We start from the raw sequence: 20,380 nt of genomic DNA, 5'->3' as shown, positions 1-20,380 counted from the left end.
TTTAAGGAGTTTTCTTGCCTGATCAAGGGCTTTTCGACGATCCATGCCAGAGGATAACAGAGGAAACCACAACCAATACGGATGTTTTTGGTGGTGGGACACATTCACCTTTAGCTGCGCGTATGCGACCACGTAGCTTAGAAGAGGTTGTAGGACAATCTCATTTACTTGGCCCAGGTAAACCACTGCGTCGGCTTGTTGAAGGTTCTGGGGAAGCATCGGTGATCCTTTATGGACCACCGGGAACTGGTAAGACAACGATGGCCAGTCTTATTTCTACTGCTACTGGACATAATTTCGTAGGTCTTTCTGCACTAAGTTCTGGAGTAAAAGAAGTACGGCAGGTTATTGCCGAAGCAAGAAAAGCATTTATTCATGGACAAAAAACAGTTCTTTTTATTGATGAGGTACATCGTTTTTCTAAAACTCAACAAGATGCACTGCTTGCAGCAGTAGAAAATCGGATTGTACTCTTAGTTGCAGCTACCACGGAGAACCCTTCTTTTTCAGTGGTAGCGCCATTGCTTTCGCGTTCATTGTTATTGCAATTAACCTCACTGAGCCCAGAGGATATTAAAGAGGTTATTCTCCGTGCAGTACAGGATGAACGTGGATTAAATGACCGCGTCACAATAGATGATGAAGCATTAGCCCAGTTGGTGGTATTAGCTTCAGGTGATGCTCGCCGTGCGTTGACTTATTTGGAAGCTACCGCTGAAGCAGTTGCTGATGGTCAAATAATAACTACACAAGTGATCGCCGAAAATATTGATCGGGCAGTTGTGCGTTATGATCGCGATGGGGATCAGCATTATGACGTTACTAGTGCTTTTATTAAATCGATTCGTGGTTCAGACGTTGATGCTGCATTGCACTATCTTGCCCGCATGGTTGCTGCTGGGGAAGACCCACGCTTTATTGCCCGTAGACTTATTGTTCATGCCAGTGAAGACATTGGCATGGCTGACCCCCAGGCATTACAAATAGCAGTAGCAGCTGCCGAAGCAGCACAGTTAATTGGAATGCCAGAAGCTCGTATCCCACTAGCTCAGGCGACAATTTATTTAGCTACAGCACCCAAATCCAATTCGGTCATTATGGCTATTGATTCTGCTCTCGCAGACGTCCATGCTGGAAGGATTGGGTCTGTTCCACCGCATTTGCGCGATGGACACTATGAGGGAGCAAAAAAATTAGGTAATGCCGTGGGATACCGGTATCCACATGATCATCCCAGCGGGGTTATTACCCAACGCTATATTCCAGAAGAACTTGATGCTGCTCTCTATTACGACCCCAGTGATCATGGACAAGAAAAACGTATTCAGGAATATATTGGTCGATTACGTAACATTGTGCGCGGGAATCCCTAGACAAGAAAAATTGTTTGTAGGCAAGTAAGGAGTACTTTATTCGTCGAAAAGCAAGCGAGTGCGGGTTTTGCGATATTTTTGGGTAAAGTATCACCTGGTATGTCTCACGCTTCATAAAAAGAAGAGTGAGATTAAATATTTAAAAGATTTTTCTAAAGCGAGGACGCCGACGTGCAGACCCATGAGATTCGGGAACGATTTACTAATCACTTCGTTAAAGCAGGACACACTGCGGTACCAAGTGCATCCCTGATCCTAGATGATCCGAACCTGCTGTTCGTCAATGCCGGCATGGTTCCGTTTAAACCTTATTTCCTTGGTCAACAGAATCCTCCTTTTGCTAATGGTACTGCTACCTCTATTCAAAAGTGTGTACGTACCTTAGACATCGAAGAGGTAGGTATTACCACTAGGCACAACACCTTTTTCCAAATGGCCGGAAATTTCTCCTTTGGCCAGTATTTTAAAGAAGGTGCTATTAAAAATGCTTGGGGGCTATTAACTGGTTCTGTTGCAGAAGGTGGCTATGGACTAGACCCAGAGCGGCTATGGGTAACCGTTTATCTTGACGATGATGAAGCTGCCGATATTTGGGAGAAGCAGATTGGTGTGCCCGCCGAGCGTATTCAACGCCTAGGTATGGCTGATAATTATTGGTCAATGGGTATTCCTGGTCCATGTGGTCCCTGTTCAGAGATCTATTATGACCGCGGTGCTGAATACGGTGCCGAGGGTGGACCAATAGCTGATGATAATCGCTATATGGAAATCTGGAACCTCGTCTTCATGGAAAAAGAACGCGGCGAGGGTATCGGCAAAGACAATTTTGAAATTCTAGGCCCACTACCAAAGAAAAATATTGATACCGGTCTTGGCGTAGAACGCGTTGCCTGCATTTTGCAAGGTGTCGATAACGTTTATGAGACCGATTTGCTGCGTCCAGTTATTGTTGCCGCAGAAACATTAACCGGAACAAAATATGGCGCTAAACACCAAGATGATATTCGTTTCCGAGTAATTGCAGACCATTCGCGTACCGGCATGATGCTTATTCTCGACGGTGTAACTCCCGGTAATGAGGGACGCGGTTATATTTTGCGCCGCCTATTGCGCCGTATTATTCGTTCAGCACGTCTTTTAGGCGCTACCCAGCCTACGATGGCTCGGTTTATGGAAACCATTATGGATACCATGACTCCGTCATACCCAGAGATTAGCGAAAATCGGGAACGAATCCTTCGAGTAGCTGTGACCGAAGAAAAAGCCTTTTTGAAAACTTTGGAATCTGGTACCGAGCTTTTCGAACAGGCAGCACAAGAAGTAAAAGCTGCAGGTGGTAGCGTCGTGGGTGGTGAAAAAGCATTTGCTTTGCACGATACCTATGGTTTCCCGATTGACCTCACCCTAGAGATGGCTGCAGAAGCTGGCTTAGGAGTCGATACCACTGGTTTCGATACTCTTATGGCCGAGCAGCGTGCGCGCGCAAAAGCAGACTCTAGGGCAAAAAAGCATGGACATGCTGACCTTTCGATATACCGGGAATGGGTAGACGAACATCCGACCGAGTTCACTGGTTATGAAGAGCTAAGCAGTGAGGCAAAAGTACTAGGTTTGGTCTTACAAGGCGAAAAGGTCTTTGAGGCAGCAGAAGGTGATGAAGTCGAAGTTATCCTAGATCAGACTCCACTTTATGCTGAGTCTGGTGGTCAGATGGGTGATCATGGTCAGATCATCGTTGGCGACACTGTGCTTAACATTAATGATGTACAAAAGGTGGGTAAGAAACTTTGGGTACATAAAGCTAAGGTTGCTTCTGGCGGGTTAAGCGTTGGCGACACCGTGCTTGCACAGGTAGATAAAAAGTGGCGTCACCAGGCTCGCCAAGCCCATACAGCTACCCACCTTATTCATGCTGCTCTGCGCGATATTCTAGGCCCTACTGCTGTTCAGGCAGGATCTTTGAACCGACCAGGTTATGTACGTTTCGATTTCAATTACACTGAGCAGCTTACCCCAGAACAATTATTGCGGATTGAAAATCTGACCAATGAAGCTGTCGATGCAGACTGGGAAGTAGAAACCATTGAAACTAGCCTGGCCGAGGCTAAAGCCATGGGTGCTATGGCACTTTTCGGTGAGAACTATGGCGATGTTGTGCGAGTAATCAAAATCGGTGACCCATTTTCTATGGAATTATGTGGTGGTACCCATGTGGATTCCTCGGCACAGATCGGCCCAGTGTCGATTCTTGGTGAGTCTTCTATTGGTTCAGGTGTGCGTCGTATCGAAGCCTATTCCGGTCTGGATTCTTTCCGTTACCTTTCTCGTGAACGCGCACTTATCGAAGGTTTAGCTACTAGTTTGAAGGCTCCTGCTGAAGAAGTACCGGCACGTATTGAGGCGCTGACTGAAAAACTAAAAGAAGCTGAAAAAAATCTTGAGGAAATGCGCCGTCGACAATTGGCTAACCAAGCGTCAGAACTGATTGCTGGTGCTATTGAAGTCAATGGTTTCATCTTTGCCGCAATGCGCTTGCAAAAGGGAATTTCTGCTAGTGATATGCGCACCATGGTTGTCGAAGGTATCAATCGTAGTACTGATCGTGCTGGTGTTCTAATACTGGTTAGTGAAGACGGCAATGGCAAGGTTCCTTTTGTGGTTGGTGTTTCTAAGCCAGCAATTGCTCGTGGTGTAAAAGCCGGTGATTTGGTCAAGACGTTGAATAACTATATTGACGGACGCGGTGGCGGAAAGCCAGATATTGCGCAGGGATCTGGCACTAAGATTGAGGCGCTTCCGGCTGGCTTCGAGGCTTTGCGGGAACAATTAGCTAACTATGCTTAATATGGTTTTGCGTGTTAAGGCTATGAAGTTATAGATTTTATCGGCTAAGCACCATAGATTATGTGGTGCTTAGCCGATGTCTTTTAGCACTCTATTTAAAAGAGGAGTAGCGATGATAGTGGGGAGATTTTGTGGACGTTATACCAGATAAACCTGGACACAATGATCCTGGAGTAGGACGACGTTTAGGTATTGATGTAGGAACAGTTCGTATCGGAATCGCGGTTTCTGATCGAGACGCAATTATGGCAACTCCGGTAGAAACCGTCCCTCGCAAAACTGACCTATGCGATAGTGATCAAGAAGATATTGATCGCATTATCGAGTTAGTTTCTCATTATGAGGTAGTAGAGGTTGTCGTTGGATTGCCGCGTGATCTTAAAGGTAATGGCTCCCAAAGTGTTCGACATGCCACCACCATTGCAAAACGCATTGCACGCAGGATAGAAAAATCTGGAAAAAATATTCCGGTGCGCCTTGGCGATGAACGGCTTACTACAGTTGTTGCTACACATGCGCTGCGGGCTGCGGGGGTAAAAGAGAAAGCCGGGCGTAAAGTTATTGACCAGGTAGCAGCGGTGGAAATTTTACAATCTTGGCTAGATGGACGAAGAAATACTTTGAGATTGGGCGAATAATACCCGGTTTTTTCTTCTGTTCTATTAGTGTAGAGGTAACCTAGGCACAACGAGCGCCGAAAATTCTACGACGAAAGGCCCGCTTATTTATGCGGATGGAACCCAAATACGTTAAGCGCCGTCAGCGCGGACTAGCAGTAATGATTACAGCGCTGACGCTTATTGTCGGTGCGGTTGTGTATATTGCTGTTTCTATGAGTAATCGCACGCCTACAGATTACGAAGGAAGCGGTAACGGAGTAATGCAGCTGGTTGAGATCAAGGAAGGGTCGAGCATGTCTGAGCTTGGTCCAGAATTGGTAAAACGCAACATTGTAGCGACTAACTCTGCTTTCCAAACCGCAGCAGCAAATAATCCGAAGGCAAGCTCAGTAGTTCCAGGTTTTTATCGACTTCAGGAACATATGAGTGCTAAGGAAGCTGTTGCTGCGTTAGTTGATCCAAATAATCTAGTTGATTTGCTTGATATTCATGGTGGGGCAACCTTAATGGATGTCAGTGTGGTCGCTGGTGGAACGCGACTGGGTATTTATTCACAGATCGCTGAGGTTACGTGCACCGAAGGTTCAACCAATTGCATTACTGTAGAAGAGTTGCAGAAAGTAGCAGCAACGGTTGACCCTGCTGTTTTAGGGGTTCCTAGTTGGGCAATTCCTCAGGTTATTGCTCGTGGTGAAGATCCTCGCCGCCTAGAAGGGTTAATTGTTCCTGGAGAATATGTAGTAAACCCTAGTGATGATGCTCAAGCCATTTTAACCCAGTTGATTACTGCTTCTGCTGAAGTTTATGCATCCACTGATATTGAAGGTCGTGCAGAAGCCATTGGTCTTACTGCCTATGAACTTCTTACTGCGGCTTCCCTTATTGAGCGGGAAGCTCCGGCTGGTGATTTCGATAAGGTTGCACGGGTGATCTTAAACCGGTTGGCTGAACCTATGCGGTTAGAGTTTGATTCCACAGTGAATTATGGTCTTTCCGAACAAGAAGTAGCTACTACGGATGAAGATCGTGCTCGAGTAACGGCGTGGAATACTTATGCTATGGATGGCCTGCCAGAAACTCCTATTGCAAGTCCATCAAAAGAAGCTATTGAAGCTATGGAAAACCCTGCTGATGGTGACTGGTTATTCTTTGTCACTGTCGATATGGATGGCACGACAGTGTTTAGCAATACTTTTGAAGAACACCAAGCAGCTACTGCTGATTCCATTAATAATGGGGTTCTTAGCTCGAACCGCTAACTTAAAATTATCCGCTCCAGGTTTTTCCTGGGGCGGTATTTTTATACCCGCATAAGAGTAAGGAAAAGCAAAACTCGTTGTTTAGGGTATAAGTGCTATGCCAGACTAGGGGATATGACTGAGATTTTCTGCGCTGCAGTATTAGGTTCGCCAATTGAACATTCATTATCGCCAGTGCTGCATAATGCCGGTTATCAGGCGTTGGGTTTGCCTTTTTCCTACACTCGTATTGAAGCTACTGCGCAAACCCTACCAAATATTGTTACCCAGGCAGATCAGCAGTTTCGTGGTTTTTCAGTGACTATGCCAGCCAAATTCGCGGCATTGGCCTATGCCAATACGGTTAGTAACCGGGCTCAGTTGATTGGTTCCGCAAATACTTTGGTACGTACAGATACTGGCTGGTATGCCGATAATACTGATGGTGAGGGACTTATCGGGGCGATCAATGAATTAGCGATCCCTCATTTAGGTGTAGGCAGTGCAGTAATTATTGGCAGCGGTGGCACAGCTAGATCAGCAATATGGGCGCTTGCACAAACAGGTTTTTCCAACCTTTGGGTTATTAATCGAACTGATCGTCGTCAAGAGCTTCAATCCTTGTGTGATCAGTTGGGAATAACCTTGAACTACCGTACTTTTAGGGAACTTAAACCAAAAGAATTAGCCGATATTGTCACTTATGCACAGCTTTTAATTTCTACAGTTCCTTCAGAAGTAATTAGTCAATATCTAGATGTACTTGCTCGGACCAATCTTATCGACGTCATCTATGATCCTTGGCCAACTCCATTGGTGGAAAAAGCACGAGAACGAGGTTTTTCGGCATGTGGTGGCTATGTTATGTTGGCGCATCAGGCAATGAGTCAATTTGAGCAATTCACACAACACCCAGCACCACGTAAACATATGCGTGCCGCATTAGAAGATGCGTTAGGAATAGTCGATTAAGGGATATGCAATGGCGATGAAAATTCTTGTAGGAATAGCCATTATATTGTGGGCGACTTCACTTTGTGTCTATGATTTTCGCTATCGACGACTGCCAAATTTTCTTACATTGCCAGCTATTATCGGCACGACTACTCTAGCTTTGCTAGTAGATCAACCACAAGCATTATTTGGTGGATTACTATGGTTAGGCATTTATTTCTTTCTTGCATTAATGAACTTAAATATTGGTGGCGGGGACATAAAATTAGCTCTTAGCCTGGGAATACTTGTAGGCATGGTGGATCTTATGGCAGTTTTTGTAGCTATTTTTATCGCTTCTTTGTTAGCAATTATCGAGTTAGCTTTTTATCGTCGACAAACACAATACAGCTGTGCCCATGGCCCACATATGATCATTGGTGCTTTGACGGCAAGTTTAATTTTTATTGCATAAAATGGGGATGTTTCTCTAGGAAAATAATGTATTAAGCGCAAGATATGGAATAATTTGGTCATGCTTCGTTGGACTACGTCAGGAGAATCACACGGGCAGGCTTTGATCGCCATGATCGAGAATATGCCTAGTGGGGTACCAATCCGTACTGAAGAAATTTCTTATCAGCTTGCTCGCCGTCGGCTTGGATATGGACGCGGTGCGCGCATGAAATTTGAAAAAGACGAGATAACGATGCTTGGAGGCGTCCGCCATGGCAAGACGCTAGGTAGTCCTATCGCCATTATGATTGCTAATACTGAATGGCCTAAATGGACAACCATTATGTCTGCCGATCCACTTGATTATGCTGATCCAGCTGTGGCAACGGCACTTAATTCTGGTCGAGGAGCTCAATTAACTAGGCCGAGGCCTGGACACGCGGATTTTGCTGGCATGCTGAAATATGATTTTGATGAAGCACGCCCAATTTTAGAACGCGCCTCAGCACGAGAAACCGCTGCACGAGTTGCCGCAGCAACAGTGGCGCGTAACTTTTTAAGAGAAACCCTTCAGGTGGAAGTCTTTTCTCACGTCATTTCAATTGGTCGTTCAGAGCCATATACTGGTGTTTCACCAACTTTTTCCGACTGTGAGGATATTGATAGATCCCCAGTGCGCGCTTATGATAAGCAAGCAGAAGAATCAATGATTGCAGAAATCGAGGAAGCTAAGAAACAAGGCGATACTTTAGGCGGAGTCGTTGAAGTCATCGTTGATGGATTGCCTATTGGTTTAGGCAGTCATGTTTCATCTGAGTCGCGGCTTGATGCACAACTTGCCTCTGCGCTTATGGGAATCCAAGCGATTAAAGCAGTAGAAATCGGGGATGGCTTTGAAGAAGCCCGACGACGTGGTTCAGAAGCGCATGATGAAATAGTGCGTGATGAAACAGGCATTCATCGATTAAGTAATCGTGCTGGTGGTATCGAAGGTGGTATGACGAACGGGGAAACACTGCGCGTTCGAGCAGCTATGAAACCTATTTCAACTGTTCCACGGGCTTTGCAAACCATTGATATGACAACTGGTAAGAAAGCTAGTGGCATACACCAGCGTTCTGATGTTGTTGCGGTGCCCGCAGCAGGTGTGGTCGCAGAAGCCATGGTTGCATTGGTGCTAGCAAAAAATGTACTCGATAAGTTTGGTGGGGATTCGCTCCTCGAAACACAACGCAATATTGCTGCATATCAGGATAATATTGCGCGTCGTTTGAACTTTGATTCATAACTTTGATCCCTAGGACAAGAAAAGAAATACATGTCTGATCCTATTGATGTTCGGTTCATTACTGACGAGGCTATGTATAACCAGTCTGGTGAAGCCGACTTATTGCAGCTAGATGAATCGGCTGTACTTAGTGAAGATAGCAATTCTATGTTTGTTGAAAGTACTACAGCAGAACAAGCTGCAGAGAAGAAAAAACCGATTGTAGTTTTAGTAGGCCCTCCAGGAGCTGGAAAGACTACGATTGGTCGTCGATTGGCACGTGCCTTAAACACCACTTTTATCGACTCTGATGATCTGATTGAAGAAACTATAGGTAAGCCTTGCGGTGTGGTTTTTAGTGAATTAGGTGAAGAAAAATTCCGGGATCTTGAAGAAGAACAGATTGTTCGGGCACTACATAGTGATGGAGTAGTTAGCCTAGGCGGTGGGGCAGTACTACGAGAAGCAAATCGACTAGTGCTCAATGATCATAATGTTGTGTGGATTGATGTTTCTGCCGAAGAAGGTATTAATCGAACCAGCACCGATAATACTCGACCAGTATTAGCTGCGAGCGATCCACTTGCCCACTACAATGAACTATTAGCTCAACGTAGTCCCTTATATCGTGCGGTATCAGGTTATCGGGTACGTACCGATCAGCGCAGCCCTCAAAAAGCGGTTGCTGATGTGCTCGGATTTATTGAATCTGCGATTATTAGTAATACCCCTTCTGCTCGGGATATGAAATAAACAATAAAATAGGCGAAGGACGGTGCCGGATATGGCAGTCGTAGAAGTATCGGGCAATACAGCCTATGACGTAATCATTGATCATGGGTTAAATAACCAAATCGTGGAAAAAGTGCGTCACAGTGGTGCACATAAGGTTGCGATTATTACCCAAACGAGCGTTGATAAGTATGCTTTAGCGCTAGAACAAGCTTGTACGCAAGCTGGTTTTAGCTGTTTTGTTTGGGAAATTCCTGATGCAGAAGACGCTAAAACTCTTCAGGTTGCCGGTGAGCTATGGGATAAATTAGGCACGGAGAATTTTTCTCGTACCGATCTTATTATTGGCCTCGGTGGGGGAGCAGCTACTGATCTAGCTGGTTTCGTGGCAGCATGTTGGATGCGCGGTATCAAGGTTATTCAGGTTCCCACCACACTTTTGGCAATGGTTGATGCAGCTGTTGGTGGTAAAACCGGAATTAACACAGCTGCTGGTAAAAATTTAGTGGGTTGTTTTCATGAACCCGCGGCTGTGTTTATTGATCTTGATTTCTTAAATACTTTGCCTACCGAAGAGCTTATTGCTGGTAGCGCAGAAATTATTAAAACTGGTTTCATCGCTGACGAAGAAATTCTACGCCGCTATGAACAAGACCCCGCAGCATGTTTAAGAGTAGACGGATTTTTACCTGAGCTTATTCAGCGCTCGGTAATAGTGAAGGCACGAGTGGTAAGCCAAGACCTTAAAGAATCCAGTCTGCGAGAAATCCTTAACTATGGACATACTTTCGGACATGCAGTTGAGCTTTATGAAAACTTTAGTTGGCGCCATGGCCGTGCCGTAGCTGTAGGCATGATGTTTGTCGCCAATCTTGCCTACCAACGCGGGCTTATTGACGATGCTTTGCTAAGACGACATAGCAATATTCTTAAGGCAGTTGGTTTACCTACTAGCTACGCTCAAGATCGTTTTGATGAGCTCTACACAGCCATGACTAGAGATAAAAAGAATCGCGATGGAGCTATTCGTTTTGTAGCGATTACCGAGGTAGGCCAGACCACTCGTATCGAAAACCCAAGTGTTGCTGAGTTAGATCAAGCCTATCAGGCGCTTGCACCGGAGAAATAAAATGATCACGATACTTGTCCTTAATGGTCCAAATCTCAACCGATTAGGTAAACGCCAACCAGAGATATATGGTTCAACCACTCTTGTTGATGTAGAAGAACGTTTAAAAAACTATGCTCAACAACGTGGGGCACAGTTAATAGCTCGACAATCGAATCATGAAGGCGAGCTTATTGACTGGGTGCATGAAGCCGTCGATAAGCAGTGGCCAGTAATTATTAATCCTGGCGGATATACGCATACATCGGTAGCGCTACGGGATGCTTTGGCTGAGGTTGCTGATGGGCCAGGGTTTATTGAGGTGCATATTTCAAATGTACATGCTCGGGAAAAATTCCGGCATCATTCCTATCTTTCTGCTCTTGCTCTCGGTGTGATCGCTGGATTGGGTGTTCGTGGATATGAGTATGCGGTAGATTTTTTACTTGCGCATCGAGGATAGATTTTTTGCAGTCTTAAATTTTTTCTATGCAAAGAGATACTTTTGAACAACCACGAGGTCTACTATGGGCATATAACTAACCTCTTTAATTGTGTTTTAGGGAGCGCACCATGGCTTTAGCTGATACTCGTTTTCTTACCCGTCGTCGAACACTTGCTGCGATACTTGCTGGTCAACGTATTGATAGTATGTTAGTGACGCATTTGACTCATGTGCGCTATCTTTCTGGTTTCTCTGGCTCAAACGGCGCACTTATATTGCATAAGGATCTCTCTGCACTGATTGCTACCGACGGACGTTATACCACGCAAATCGCAGAAGAAGTACCAGATATTGAAGCACTGAATGCTCGTGCAGTCGGAGTTGAATTACTTAAAACTATTTCTGGACCACGCCGGGTAGGTTTTGAAGCAGATTATGTTTCTGTTTCTGAATTAAAAAAACTTGAGGCAGCGTGCCCGGAGGATGTCACTTTAATTCCTATTAGTGGAGTCATTGAAGGAATTCGGTTGACAAAAGACTCCTTGGAACGTACTCGGTTAGCGGAGGTTGCCACAATAGCTAACTCCGCTTTTGCGGAACTTTTAGCTGCCGGTGAGCTACGTGCTGGGATGAAGGAATATGAGGTTGCTGCTCACTTGGAGTATCGCATGCGGATAAAAGGTGCTGAGCGGCCTAGTTTTGATACTATTGTTGCTTCTGGCCCTAATTCTGCTAAACCCCATCATGGTGCTGGCGATCGAATTATTTGTAACGGCGATTTAGTAACTGTTGACTTTGGTGCACACTGGGCGGGTTTTAATTCTGATACGACGCGCACTGTTATGGTCGGTCAGCCGAATGATTTTCAGCGTGAGATCTATGATGTTGTGTTGCGTGCACAAAGCGCTGGGGTGGCAGCAGCTACTCCAGGAACTCCATTAGTTGAAGTTGATCGCGCATGTCGTGACATTATCGAGCAAGCTGGCTATGGAGATTTTTTTGTTCATTCCACCGGGCATGGAATTGGTTTAGATGTGCATGAACAACCGGCAGCCGCAGTTACTGGAACTGGGGAATTGGCAGAGCATATGACTTTGACTATTGAACCGGGTATTTATGTTCCAGGTAAAGGTGGGGTGCGCATTGAAGATACTCTTATTATTACCAATGGTAAGGCGCAAAATTTAACTGATTTACCAAAAGAATTAATCATTATTGATTAATTTTGATAATTGATTAATTGGTAATAGCTAGGTGAAGTAGTTAAAGTCACAATCTCTGTGTGTGCTTAAAGCACTTATCGTATTTTCTTTGTTCAATTATGTGAGTGGTAAATGGGATTTTGTATTGTGCTGGTGTAACATGATTACGCTAACCGCTTAGTGGTAGCTATTGTGCCGCCTTTAAGCTATTTATTTGCTGTTTCATAACCGAAGGAAGTTTGCACGTGCCATCTACGTCTGATTTTAAGAATGGTCTTGTTCTCAAGATTGATAATAAACTCCAGCAAATTATTGAGTTCCAGCACGTGAAACCAGGCAAAGGTCCTGCTTTTGTGCGTACCAAGCTCAAGGATGTTGTCTCTGGTAAGGTCACCGATAAGACTTTTAACGCTGGCGTTAAGGTAGAAACCGCTACTGTTGATCGTCGTGATATGACCTACCTCTACAACGATGGCACGAGTTACGTTGTGATGGATGCCAAGACCTATGAGCAGCACGAATTGGCACCACATTTACTTGGCGACGCAGCACGTTTTCTACTAGAAAACACCACCATTCAGGTTTCCTTCCACGAAGGTGAGCCACTGTTTGCTGAACTACCTATCTCTATTGATTTGCGTGTTGAGCACACTGAACCAGGTTTGCAAGGCGATCGTTCTAATGCGGGCACCAAGCCAGCAACGCTTGAAACCGGCGCAGAAATTCAAGTGCCACTGTTCGTCGAGATCGGTAACGTCGTCAAGGTGGATACCCGTGATGGTTCGTACCTGTCACGTGTGAACAACTAATCGTGGCTAAGAACAGTAGGAAGCATAGCCGTAGTTTTAAACGTCACGGCTCACGGTTTAAAGCACGGCACAGAGCGGCAGCGATTCTTTTTGAAGCAGAGATTCGTGATCTTGATCCGGTAGCTATTATCGAGGATCGGATTAATCTCTCAAAAATTGATACGGTGTTATCTGCTCCTGTGCCAGCTTATACCCAACAGATTGTTGCTGGGGTAGCAGAACAGCTGGATCGTATCGACGAGATTATCTCTGCGCATCTTGCTGAAGAATGGACCTTGGAGCGTATTCCGGCCGTTGATCGGGCAATTTTACGTGTTGGTTTATGGGAGATGCTTTTTAATGAAGAGCTAGATGCTCCGATTGTGGTGGTTGAGGCTGTCGAATTAGCTAGCTATTTGTCTACCGATCAATCGCCAGCGTATATTAATGCACTTTTAGATGCAGTGGTACGCAATATTGATGATGTAGTAGCCGGTAAACCAGCTACCGAAGAAATTTTTCCCGAAGTCGATGCGGAAGGTCCAGAAGCACTACTATCGGCTACGGATATTAGCGTAGAATTCGATGACGATTTTAACCTTGACACCGAAATTGCCAGCGATGTTGCAGATGCTGAGTTAATTGATGGCGTCGAGAATGATTCTGAGGATATAACTACGATGTCATATACGTACAATGAGTCAGCAGAACGCGATTAGTTTTTTACTTGATTGAGTAAGCCGCCGATTTTCCTTAATGTGGAATCTCGGCGGTTTTATTATTTAGCTGGTGGCTTGCTGAAACTGCGGGAGTAAATCATTCCAATATTGAAAACCTTGCACAATAGCTGTCACACTATACGAAAGTAATCCCAGTAATTGCTCATCACTGAGACCAGCTGCAATGACAGCTTCTTTATCTATGCGTATAAGTGAAATATCCTCGTGTTCAACTATGCTGACTCGAACTGTGGCTAGGTGTGAATTTAAAGTATTGGCGGTTAAATAAGCCTGTGGGCTAAATTTTTCCAGTTCTGGGTTTAAAGGCTTATCACCACGAATAAACATAGAATTATGCAGCACTCCAAAACTAAAGTTAATGCCCTCGATATTAGCTACTGCATATCCCAGATGAGACTGACTCATCTCTAAGGTGATTCCCAAGTTAGACATGATGTGCGCAATACGTGAAATAGTAACGGGGTTAGGCATTATCAGTCTCCCAGGTAATAAGTTCAGGTACATTGATTTCCCAACGATTCCACAGTGCGATAAAACTTTCTAAAGCTAATAAACTAAACGCACCTAGTTGGTTGATACTGATACCATTTCCTATCCAAAGGCTTCGCTGTGCTAAGAGGATAAGCCCGGTGTTTGATTCACTAAAGCTCACACTTGGTGCCAATTGGGTAGTGTTCCATTGTGCAATTTGGGTCATAATATCTGCGGCAGTATCTGCTGATGGTTGTCCCCGCCAGCGAGTAAGCGCAATAAGATGATTATCCTGGATGAAAAAGCTGATGGATTGATTAATAAAGCCTGTATTAAGTACTGTATGTTCAGCCGACCACTCATATTTAAGGTTTTCATCAGCTAAAATTGCAGCAACCTGTTCTAATAATTGCTTTGGCTGGTTGGTAGAGACTTTCAGAATCTTATCATTTTCTTTATTAGGCATAGGATCCTCTACACAGTGGTATCAAAAAGCTTTTCATTACCTAACTCATGGGCAAGAGCTTCGTTTATTTGAGGATAACGGAAAGTATGACCAAGCGTGGTGAGCTTTTTCGGAATCGCACGGTGACTAGCTAGCGCGAATTCTGTTGCCCCCTGGGTGCCAAAAAGTAACTTGGGTCCAAAATCGGGTATGGGGAAAAGTGCTGGTCGATCAAGCTGAAGAGCTAATTCATTAGTAAGCGTAGAATTGTGTATTGGATTTGGTGCGCAGGCATTAATACTGCCACTTAATCGCTTATCGACGATTGCCCGAACATAAATATCAGTGAGATCATCAATAGAAATCCAGGGTAGCCAACTATCGCCGTGGGTAAGTTTTCCACCTAAACCGGTAGAAAAAAGTGTTTTTAATACCGGTAAAATACCGCCAGAGCTACTTAACACAACACCGGTACGCACAGTAACAACACGTTTGCCAGCGGAAATAGCTGGTTGACAGGCATGCTCCCAATCTGCACAAAGCTCGGCTAAAAATCCTTCTCCTTGTGGTGATTCTTCGCTTAATAGCTCTGCTTGTTTATCACACCCATAAAAACCCATTGCACTAGCAGTAACCATGGTTGAACAACGAGTACTCGTGGCAACTAATTCTGCGAGTTTAAAAGTAGGTGTGATTCTAGACTCTCGAAGTGCAGACATATGTGCTTGCGTAAAGCGTCCGCGAATTGGTTCGCCGGCGAGGTGAACAAGTACATCGATGTCGTTAAGCAAATCAGGATCAGGATTAATCGGGTTCCAATGGCGTTGATAACTTTTTAGTTTCTTGGTTCCCGGTTTGCGGACTAACACAATAACTTTATGCCCAAGAACACTTAAAAATGCTCGCAGTGCACTACCTATGGTACCGCGACTACCACTAAGAGCGATGGTTAATGGAGCAGCATTATTGCCTAGGCAAGCAAAACGTTGAGCGCTGCTGATGTCGTGAATAAGTTGTTGTTGGCGATATGCAAGTAGGGGAATAATCGCATTATGCGGAATACGAGTGTGTACCGAGTCGGTAATTAGTGTTCCTGATTCATGATCGAAAAATTCGTGTACATGGCGCCAATTGGCTAGTGCTTTAATCGGGGATTTAATGCAAACATCGCTGAATTTTCGTCCTTCGATATAGCCGGAAAGATCATGACGTGATTCCCACCGCAATCCCGCTGGTAGCGCAAATACCGTGGTGCCAGTAGCAAGGTTCGTGGCCTGTGAGCGCGCAGTCATGGGAAAAAAGGTAGGCATCAATCTGGCAGACACACCTGGTTGAGTGTGCCACTGCCAAACAAAAGCACGATCGGCAGGAACAATGTGCGAGGTGCGTAAGACCACAGACAACCTTTCCGGAGCTAAAACTTATTTTCTCTATTGCAAGCATAGTCTTTGATAAAGACAAGCAGGAAAGTTAAAACTATAAAAGTTTTCCTTGACCGTAGATGTGCTAATATCGCTGACGGTAGTTTAAACAGACATCCTTTAACGGACCGCACAGAGAGGCGGGGAAGGAGGTCCGATGAGTGAACAGACCGAAGCAATAGAGCTGCTTAGTGCAGCTGATGTTGCACGTACTGTGGCACGCATTGCGCACCAAATTATTGAAAAAACAGCGTTGGATACCACTATCGATCCGCGTGTTATGTTGCTAGGTATTCCTTCTGGTGGAGTTCCCTTGGCCAGGCGTTTGGCCGCCAAGATTGAAGAATTTACCGGTGTTGTACTTCCTGTAGGAAGCCTCGATATCACCTTATACCGTGACGATTTACGTACTAAGCCACACCGAGCTTTACAAGTTACTGATATCCCAGTAGGCGGTGTTGATAATAAAATCGTCATTCTTGTTGATGATGTGCTTTTTTCTGGGCGAAGTATTCGAGCGGCCTTGGATGGTCTGCGCGATATCGGTCGGCCAGAACAAATCCAGTTAGCGGTTCTTGTTGATCGAGGGCATCGTCAACTGCCTATCCGTGCCGATTACGTAGGAAAGAATTTACCAACCGCGCGTAGTGAATCGGTTCATGTTTTACTGGCAGACATTGATGAGCGTGACGCGGTTGTATTAACTCGCACACCAGGCGAAGGAAACTAAATAAATATGAAGCACCTGCTTTCCATTGCAGACTTAAGCAAAGATGACATTGTTGGGTTAATGAATGAAGCGGATAGATTCCGGGAAGCACTTGAAGGCAGGGAGCTAAAAAAACTCCCGACTTTACGTGGGCGGACAATCTTTACGCTGTTCTACGAGAATTCCACCCGAACCCGAAGTTCTTTTGAAACAGCGGGCAAGTGGATGAGTGCAGATGTTATTAATATTTCTGCATCATCTTCTTCGGTAAAAAAAGGGGAGTCGTTAAAAGACACCGGGCTAACATTAACCGCTATTGGTGCTGATGCATTGATTATTCGTCACCCGTCTTCGGGGGCAGCTCAGCAATTAGCCCAATGGGTTACTCAAGAAGGTACTGGGCCATGTGTTATTAATGCCGGTGATGGTGCACATCAGCATCCCACTCAAGCACTTCTTGATGCAGTAACCATGCGGCAGCGTATTGGCACAATTAATGGAAAAAAGATTGTCATCGTAGGTGATTGTCTTCATTCACGAGTAGTTCGCTCTAATGTTGATCTCTTATCTACCTTGGGCGCAGAAGTAGTATTAGTTGCCCCACCAACCCTATTGCCACATGGGGTAGATAATTGGCCGGTTCGATATTCCTATGACATGGATGCTGAACTTAGCGATGCAGATGTCGTGATGATGCTGCGCGTACAGCAAGAGCGCATGCATGGAGGATTTTTTCCTTCTCATCGTGAATACGCCACTTTATATGGCATGTCTCAACAACGCGCAAAGGCATTAGGAAAACACGCAATTATTATGCACCCTGGGCCAATGTTGCGTGGAATGGAAATTAATTTTTCGGTAGCGGATTCACCACAAACAGCTATTTTGCAACAGGTTAATAATGGTGTGTACACCCGTATGGCAGTGCTTTTTAGCTTAATTGCCGGTTCCGATTCACCCGGTTTTTAGGAAGGAAAACTTTTTATGGCTACCACTGATTCTTATCCCGCAACCGGCACATTAGCTCCGGCTGCTACTAGCAGCTTAGTTATTAAAAATGTTCGCCCTTATGGTGAGGGCGAAGCTCAAGATATTTTTATTCGCAATGGAATTATCGAAGCAATTGATCTAGCTGGAACGGTTGATTATTTAGCGGATCAGGAAATAGATGCTCAAAATGCAGTAGCGTTACCCGGATTCGTCGATATGCATGTTCATCTACGCGAACCTGGTAGGGAAGATACCGAAACTATTGCTACTGGTTCTGCTGCGGCGGCAAAAGGTGGTTTCACTGCTGTTTTTACTATGGCGAACACTAATCCAGTGTTAGACCAGCCTATTATTGCTGAATCTGTTTGGTTTAAAGGTCAAAATATTGGTCTGTGTGATGTTCATCCGGTTGGTTCCATTACTAAAGGGCTAGCCGGTAAAGAGCTCAGTGAGTTCGGTATGATGGCTCGCTCGGAAGCCAAGGTACGCATGTTTTCTGATGATGGAAAATGCGTAGATAACCCGTTATTGATGCGTCGTGCAATTGAATATGCCAAAGGGCTCGATGTGCTACTTGCCCAGCATTGTGAGGATCCACGTTTGACCGAAGGGGCGGTTGCTCATGAGGGTGAAACTGCTGCAAAATTAGGTTTGCGAGGTTGGCCGCGAGTTGCTGAAGAATCTATTGTTGCCCGAGATGCTTTATTAGCACGTGACTATGGTAACCGAGTACATATTTGTCATGCCTCAACTGCCGGTACCGTGGAGCTTTTAACATGGGCGAAGCAGCACAATATTCCGATTACTGCTGAGGTTACTCCGCATCATTTATTGCTTAACGACGAGCGTTTGCACACCTATGATGGAGTTAATCGAGTTAATCCGCCGCTGCGGGAAGAAAAAGATACTGTGGCCTTGCAACAGGCTTTACTTGATGGCGTGATTGACTGTGTAGCAACCGATCACGCACCACATGGTAGTGAAGATAAATGTTGTGAATTTGAACATGCTAAACCAGGCATGTTGGGTTTAGAGACCTCCTTAGCCATTATTCACCAATTATTTGTCGAAACCGGGCTTGCTGATTGGCGTTTTGTTGCTCGGATTATGAGTGAGCGTCCAGCTGAAATTGTGCGCTTGCCTGGTCATGGTCGCCCTATTGCAGTGGGCGAACCAGCTAACCTTGCCCTTGTTGATGATTCCCGTCGATGGGTTGTTCGGGGTAAAGAAATGGCATCCAAGGCAGAAAATACGCCTTTTGAGAATATGGAGTTTTCTGCTCAGGTAGTGGCCACCATTTTGCGTGGGCGAATCACTTGTCTTAATGGACAGCCCCAATTTTCTGCGGTTGAACAAAGTGCAGTGCGAGATGCAAAAATCTAATATATTGAAAGATATTAATAATATTTCTTTGCTTGAGAAAGGCGATGCAGTGGGTTCACACGTGCACAGTAACGACCGTCGAGAAGCATTACTTGTTCTTGCTGATGGTCGTGTTTTTAAAGGATTAGGTTTTGGTGCAACGGGAACCACATTAGGTGAAGCAGTATTTACTACTGCAATGACCGGCTATCAAGAGACCATGACGGATCCTTCCTATCACCGACAAATTGTGGTTGCTACTGCACCACAGATTGGTAATACCGGATGGAATGATGAAGATAGTGAATCCTATGGCGATAAAATTTGGGTTGCTGGATTAGCTATTCGAGATCTTTCGCAGCAGGTATCGAATTGGCGGGCGAAACATAGCTTGGAAGACGAGATGATCGCCCAAAATATTATCGGTATTCTTGGAATAGATACTCGCGCGGTGGTGCGGCATTTACGCAATTATGGTTCTATCGCAGCAGGTATTTTTTCCGGTGCAGATGCAGCTTTGCCCGTCGAAGAGCTTATTGCCATTGTGAATGAACAGCAATCAATGGCCGGATCCGATTTAGCAAGTGAAGTATCAACCACTAAGGAATATATTGTTGAGCCTGACGGTGAACATCGCTTTACCGTCGTTGCTTACGATATGGGGATAAAAAGCAATACTCCTCGTAATTTTGCCGCCCGCGGTATAAGAACTATCGTAGTGCCAGCTAACACGCCTTTTTCAAAGATTACCCAGTATAATCCGGACGGGGTTTTTATCTCTAATGGTCCAGGCGATCCCGCAACTGCCGATGAAATGGTTGCTGTAGTCCGTGATATTTTGGCAGCGAAAATTCCGCTCTTTGGTATTTGTTTCGGCAACCAGATTCTCGGACGTGCTTTGGGCATGCAGACCTATAAATTAAAGTTTGGCCATCGAGGCATCAATGTACCAGTTATGAATCATCTTACGGGCGAGATTGATATTACTGCCCAAAATCATGGTTTTGCCCTACGCGGTGAACTCGGAAAGGTTTTTGATACCGCATATGGTCCAGCACAGGTTACTCATACTTGCCTTAACGACGGAACAGTTGAAGGCGTAGCACTTGTTAATGGTATGGCGTATTCAGTGCAATACCACCCGGAAGCAGCTGCTGGACCCCACGATGCTAATCCATTATTTGATCAGTTCATCGAACTGATTGAACAGAATAAGAAGAATCAACTTTAAGCCGA

Annotated in this window: 20 protein-coding genes; 17 read left to right on the top strand and 3 right to left on the bottom strand. The window is 45.1% G+C overall.

From position 1 onward, the window contains the following. The first annotated feature begins 53 nt into the window (after nucleotides 1-53). The 13 genes from UL82_RS05615 (at nucleotide 54) to nusB (ending at nucleotide 13,725) form a co-directional block, all read left to right on the top strand. Nucleotides 54-1,373 (top strand): replication-associated recombination protein A, encoded by a 1,320-nt coding sequence (locus tag UL82_RS05615; protein ID WP_046441268.1) that lies wholly within the window; start codon nucleotides 54-56, stop codon nucleotides 1,371-1,373. Nucleotides 1,374-1,544: 171 nt separating this feature from the next. Continuing rightward, a complete protein-coding gene (gene alaS / locus UL82_RS05610) occupies nucleotides 1,545-4,217 on the top strand; it encodes an alanine--tRNA ligase (protein ID WP_046439550.1) in 2,673 nt (890 codons plus the stop codon). Between the two features lie 131 nt (nucleotides 4,218-4,348). Beyond that, nucleotides 4,349-4,855 carry a Holliday junction resolvase RuvX gene (ruvX, locus tag UL82_RS05605; RefSeq protein WP_046439548.1) on the top strand — a complete coding sequence of 169 codons (507 nt, stop codon included), beginning with the start codon at nucleotides 4,349-4,351 and terminating at the stop codon, nucleotides 4,853-4,855. 89 nt (nucleotides 4,856-4,944) lie between these two features. Beyond that, a complete protein-coding gene (mltG, locus tag UL82_RS05600; RefSeq protein ID WP_046439546.1) occupies nucleotides 4,945-6,096 on the top strand; it encodes an endolytic transglycosylase MltG in 1,152 nt (383 codons plus the stop codon). Between the two features lie 114 nt (nucleotides 6,097-6,210). Beyond that, nucleotides 6,211-7,047, top strand: coding sequence for a shikimate dehydrogenase (locus tag UL82_RS05595; protein WP_046439545.1), 837 nt, complete (start codon nucleotides 6,211-6,213; stop codon nucleotides 7,045-7,047). Between the two features lie 10 nt (nucleotides 7,048-7,057). Then, the gene (locus tag UL82_RS05590) at nucleotides 7,058-7,483 is read left to right on the top strand and encodes a prepilin peptidase (protein ID WP_052735893.1); all 426 of its coding nucleotides are present in this window, start codon (nucleotides 7,058-7,060) and stop codon (nucleotides 7,481-7,483) included. Nucleotides 7,484-7,543: 60 nt separating this feature from the next. After that, the gene (aroC, locus tag UL82_RS05585) at nucleotides 7,544-8,752 is read left to right on the top strand and encodes a chorismate synthase (RefSeq protein ID WP_046439543.1); all 1,209 of its coding nucleotides are present in this window, start codon (nucleotides 7,544-7,546) and stop codon (nucleotides 8,750-8,752) included. A gap of 147 nt (nucleotides 8,753-8,899) precedes the next feature. After that, on the top strand, nucleotides 8,900-9,484 hold the full coding sequence (locus tag UL82_RS05580) for a shikimate kinase (protein ID WP_046441264.1): 585 nt from the start codon (nucleotides 8,900-8,902) through the stop codon (nucleotides 9,482-9,484). 31 nt (nucleotides 9,485-9,515) lie between these two features. Beyond that, nucleotides 9,516-10,592, top strand: coding sequence for a 3-dehydroquinate synthase (gene aroB, locus UL82_RS05575; protein WP_046439541.1), 1,077 nt, complete (start codon nucleotides 9,516-9,518; stop codon nucleotides 10,590-10,592). 4 nt (nucleotides 10,593-10,596) lie between these two features. Beyond that, nucleotides 10,597-11,034, top strand: a complete 438-nt coding sequence (aroQ, locus tag UL82_RS05570) for a type II 3-dehydroquinate dehydratase (protein WP_046441262.1) — start codon at nucleotides 10,597-10,599, stop codon at nucleotides 11,032-11,034. Between the two features lie 110 nt (nucleotides 11,035-11,144). Beyond that, a complete protein-coding gene (locus UL82_RS05565) occupies nucleotides 11,145-12,239 on the top strand; it encodes a M24 family metallopeptidase (RefSeq protein WP_046439539.1) in 1,095 nt (364 codons plus the stop codon). Between the two features lie 224 nt (nucleotides 12,240-12,463). Then, nucleotides 12,464-13,027, top strand: a complete 564-nt coding sequence (gene efp, locus UL82_RS05560) for an elongation factor P (protein WP_046439537.1) — start codon at nucleotides 12,464-12,466, stop codon at nucleotides 13,025-13,027. A gap of 2 nt (nucleotides 13,028-13,029) precedes the next feature. After that, nucleotides 13,030-13,725 (top strand): transcription antitermination factor NusB, encoded by a 696-nt coding sequence (gene nusB, locus UL82_RS05555; RefSeq protein WP_232009527.1) that lies wholly within the window; start codon nucleotides 13,030-13,032, stop codon nucleotides 13,723-13,725. A gap of 63 nt (nucleotides 13,726-13,788) precedes the next feature. On the opposite strand, the gene UL82_RS05550 is transcribed toward nusB, so the two are convergent. From UL82_RS05550 to UL82_RS05540, 3 genes are read right to left on the bottom strand one after another with little or no spacing between them, the layout of a single operon-like run. Beyond that, nucleotides 13,789-14,217, bottom strand: a complete 429-nt coding sequence (locus UL82_RS05550) for a hypothetical protein (protein WP_046439536.1) — start codon at nucleotides 14,215-14,217, stop codon at nucleotides 13,789-13,791. Further along, nucleotides 14,210-14,683 (bottom strand): YbjN domain-containing protein, encoded by a 474-nt coding sequence (locus UL82_RS05545; RefSeq protein WP_046439535.1) that lies wholly within the window; start codon nucleotides 14,681-14,683, stop codon nucleotides 14,210-14,212. The genes UL82_RS05550 and UL82_RS05545 overlap by 8 nt, the downstream gene beginning before the upstream one ends. An 8-nt stretch (nucleotides 14,684-14,691) precedes the next feature. Next, nucleotides 14,692-16,059: a TIGR01777 family oxidoreductase gene (locus UL82_RS05540; protein ID WP_046439533.1), complete on the bottom strand. Its 1,368-nt coding sequence runs from the start codon at nucleotides 16,057-16,059 to the stop codon at nucleotides 14,692-14,694. Between the two features lie 181 nt (nucleotides 16,060-16,240). Between UL82_RS05540 and pyrR the strand changes: the two genes are divergently transcribed. The 4 genes from pyrR (at nucleotide 16,241) to carA (ending at nucleotide 20,375) form a co-directional block, all read left to right on the top strand. Continuing rightward, nucleotides 16,241-16,813, top strand: coding sequence for a bifunctional pyr operon transcriptional regulator/uracil phosphoribosyltransferase PyrR (gene pyrR, locus UL82_RS05535; protein WP_046439531.1), 573 nt, complete (start codon nucleotides 16,241-16,243; stop codon nucleotides 16,811-16,813). Between the two features lie 6 nt (nucleotides 16,814-16,819). Beyond that, a complete protein-coding gene (locus tag UL82_RS05530) occupies nucleotides 16,820-17,761 on the top strand; it encodes an aspartate carbamoyltransferase catalytic subunit (protein ID WP_046439529.1) in 942 nt (313 codons plus the stop codon). A 15-nt stretch (nucleotides 17,762-17,776) separates the two neighbouring features. Next, nucleotides 17,777-19,165: a dihydroorotase gene (locus tag UL82_RS05525; protein ID WP_046439527.1), complete on the top strand. Its 1,389-nt coding sequence runs from the start codon at nucleotides 17,777-17,779 to the stop codon at nucleotides 19,163-19,165. A 61-nt stretch (nucleotides 19,166-19,226) separates the two neighbouring features. Then, nucleotides 19,227-20,375 (top strand): glutamine-hydrolyzing carbamoyl-phosphate synthase small subunit, encoded by a 1,149-nt coding sequence (carA, locus tag UL82_RS05520; RefSeq protein ID WP_046441257.1) that lies wholly within the window; start codon nucleotides 19,227-19,229, stop codon nucleotides 20,373-20,375. The last annotated feature ends 5 nt before the right edge of the window (nucleotides 20,376-20,380 follow it).

The organism is Corynebacterium kutscheri (assembly GCF_000980835.1).
GTDB lineage: Bacteria > Actinomycetota > Actinomycetes > Mycobacteriales > Mycobacteriaceae > Corynebacterium > Corynebacterium kutscheri.
This window is presented reverse-complemented; position numbering and strand designations above follow the sequence as displayed.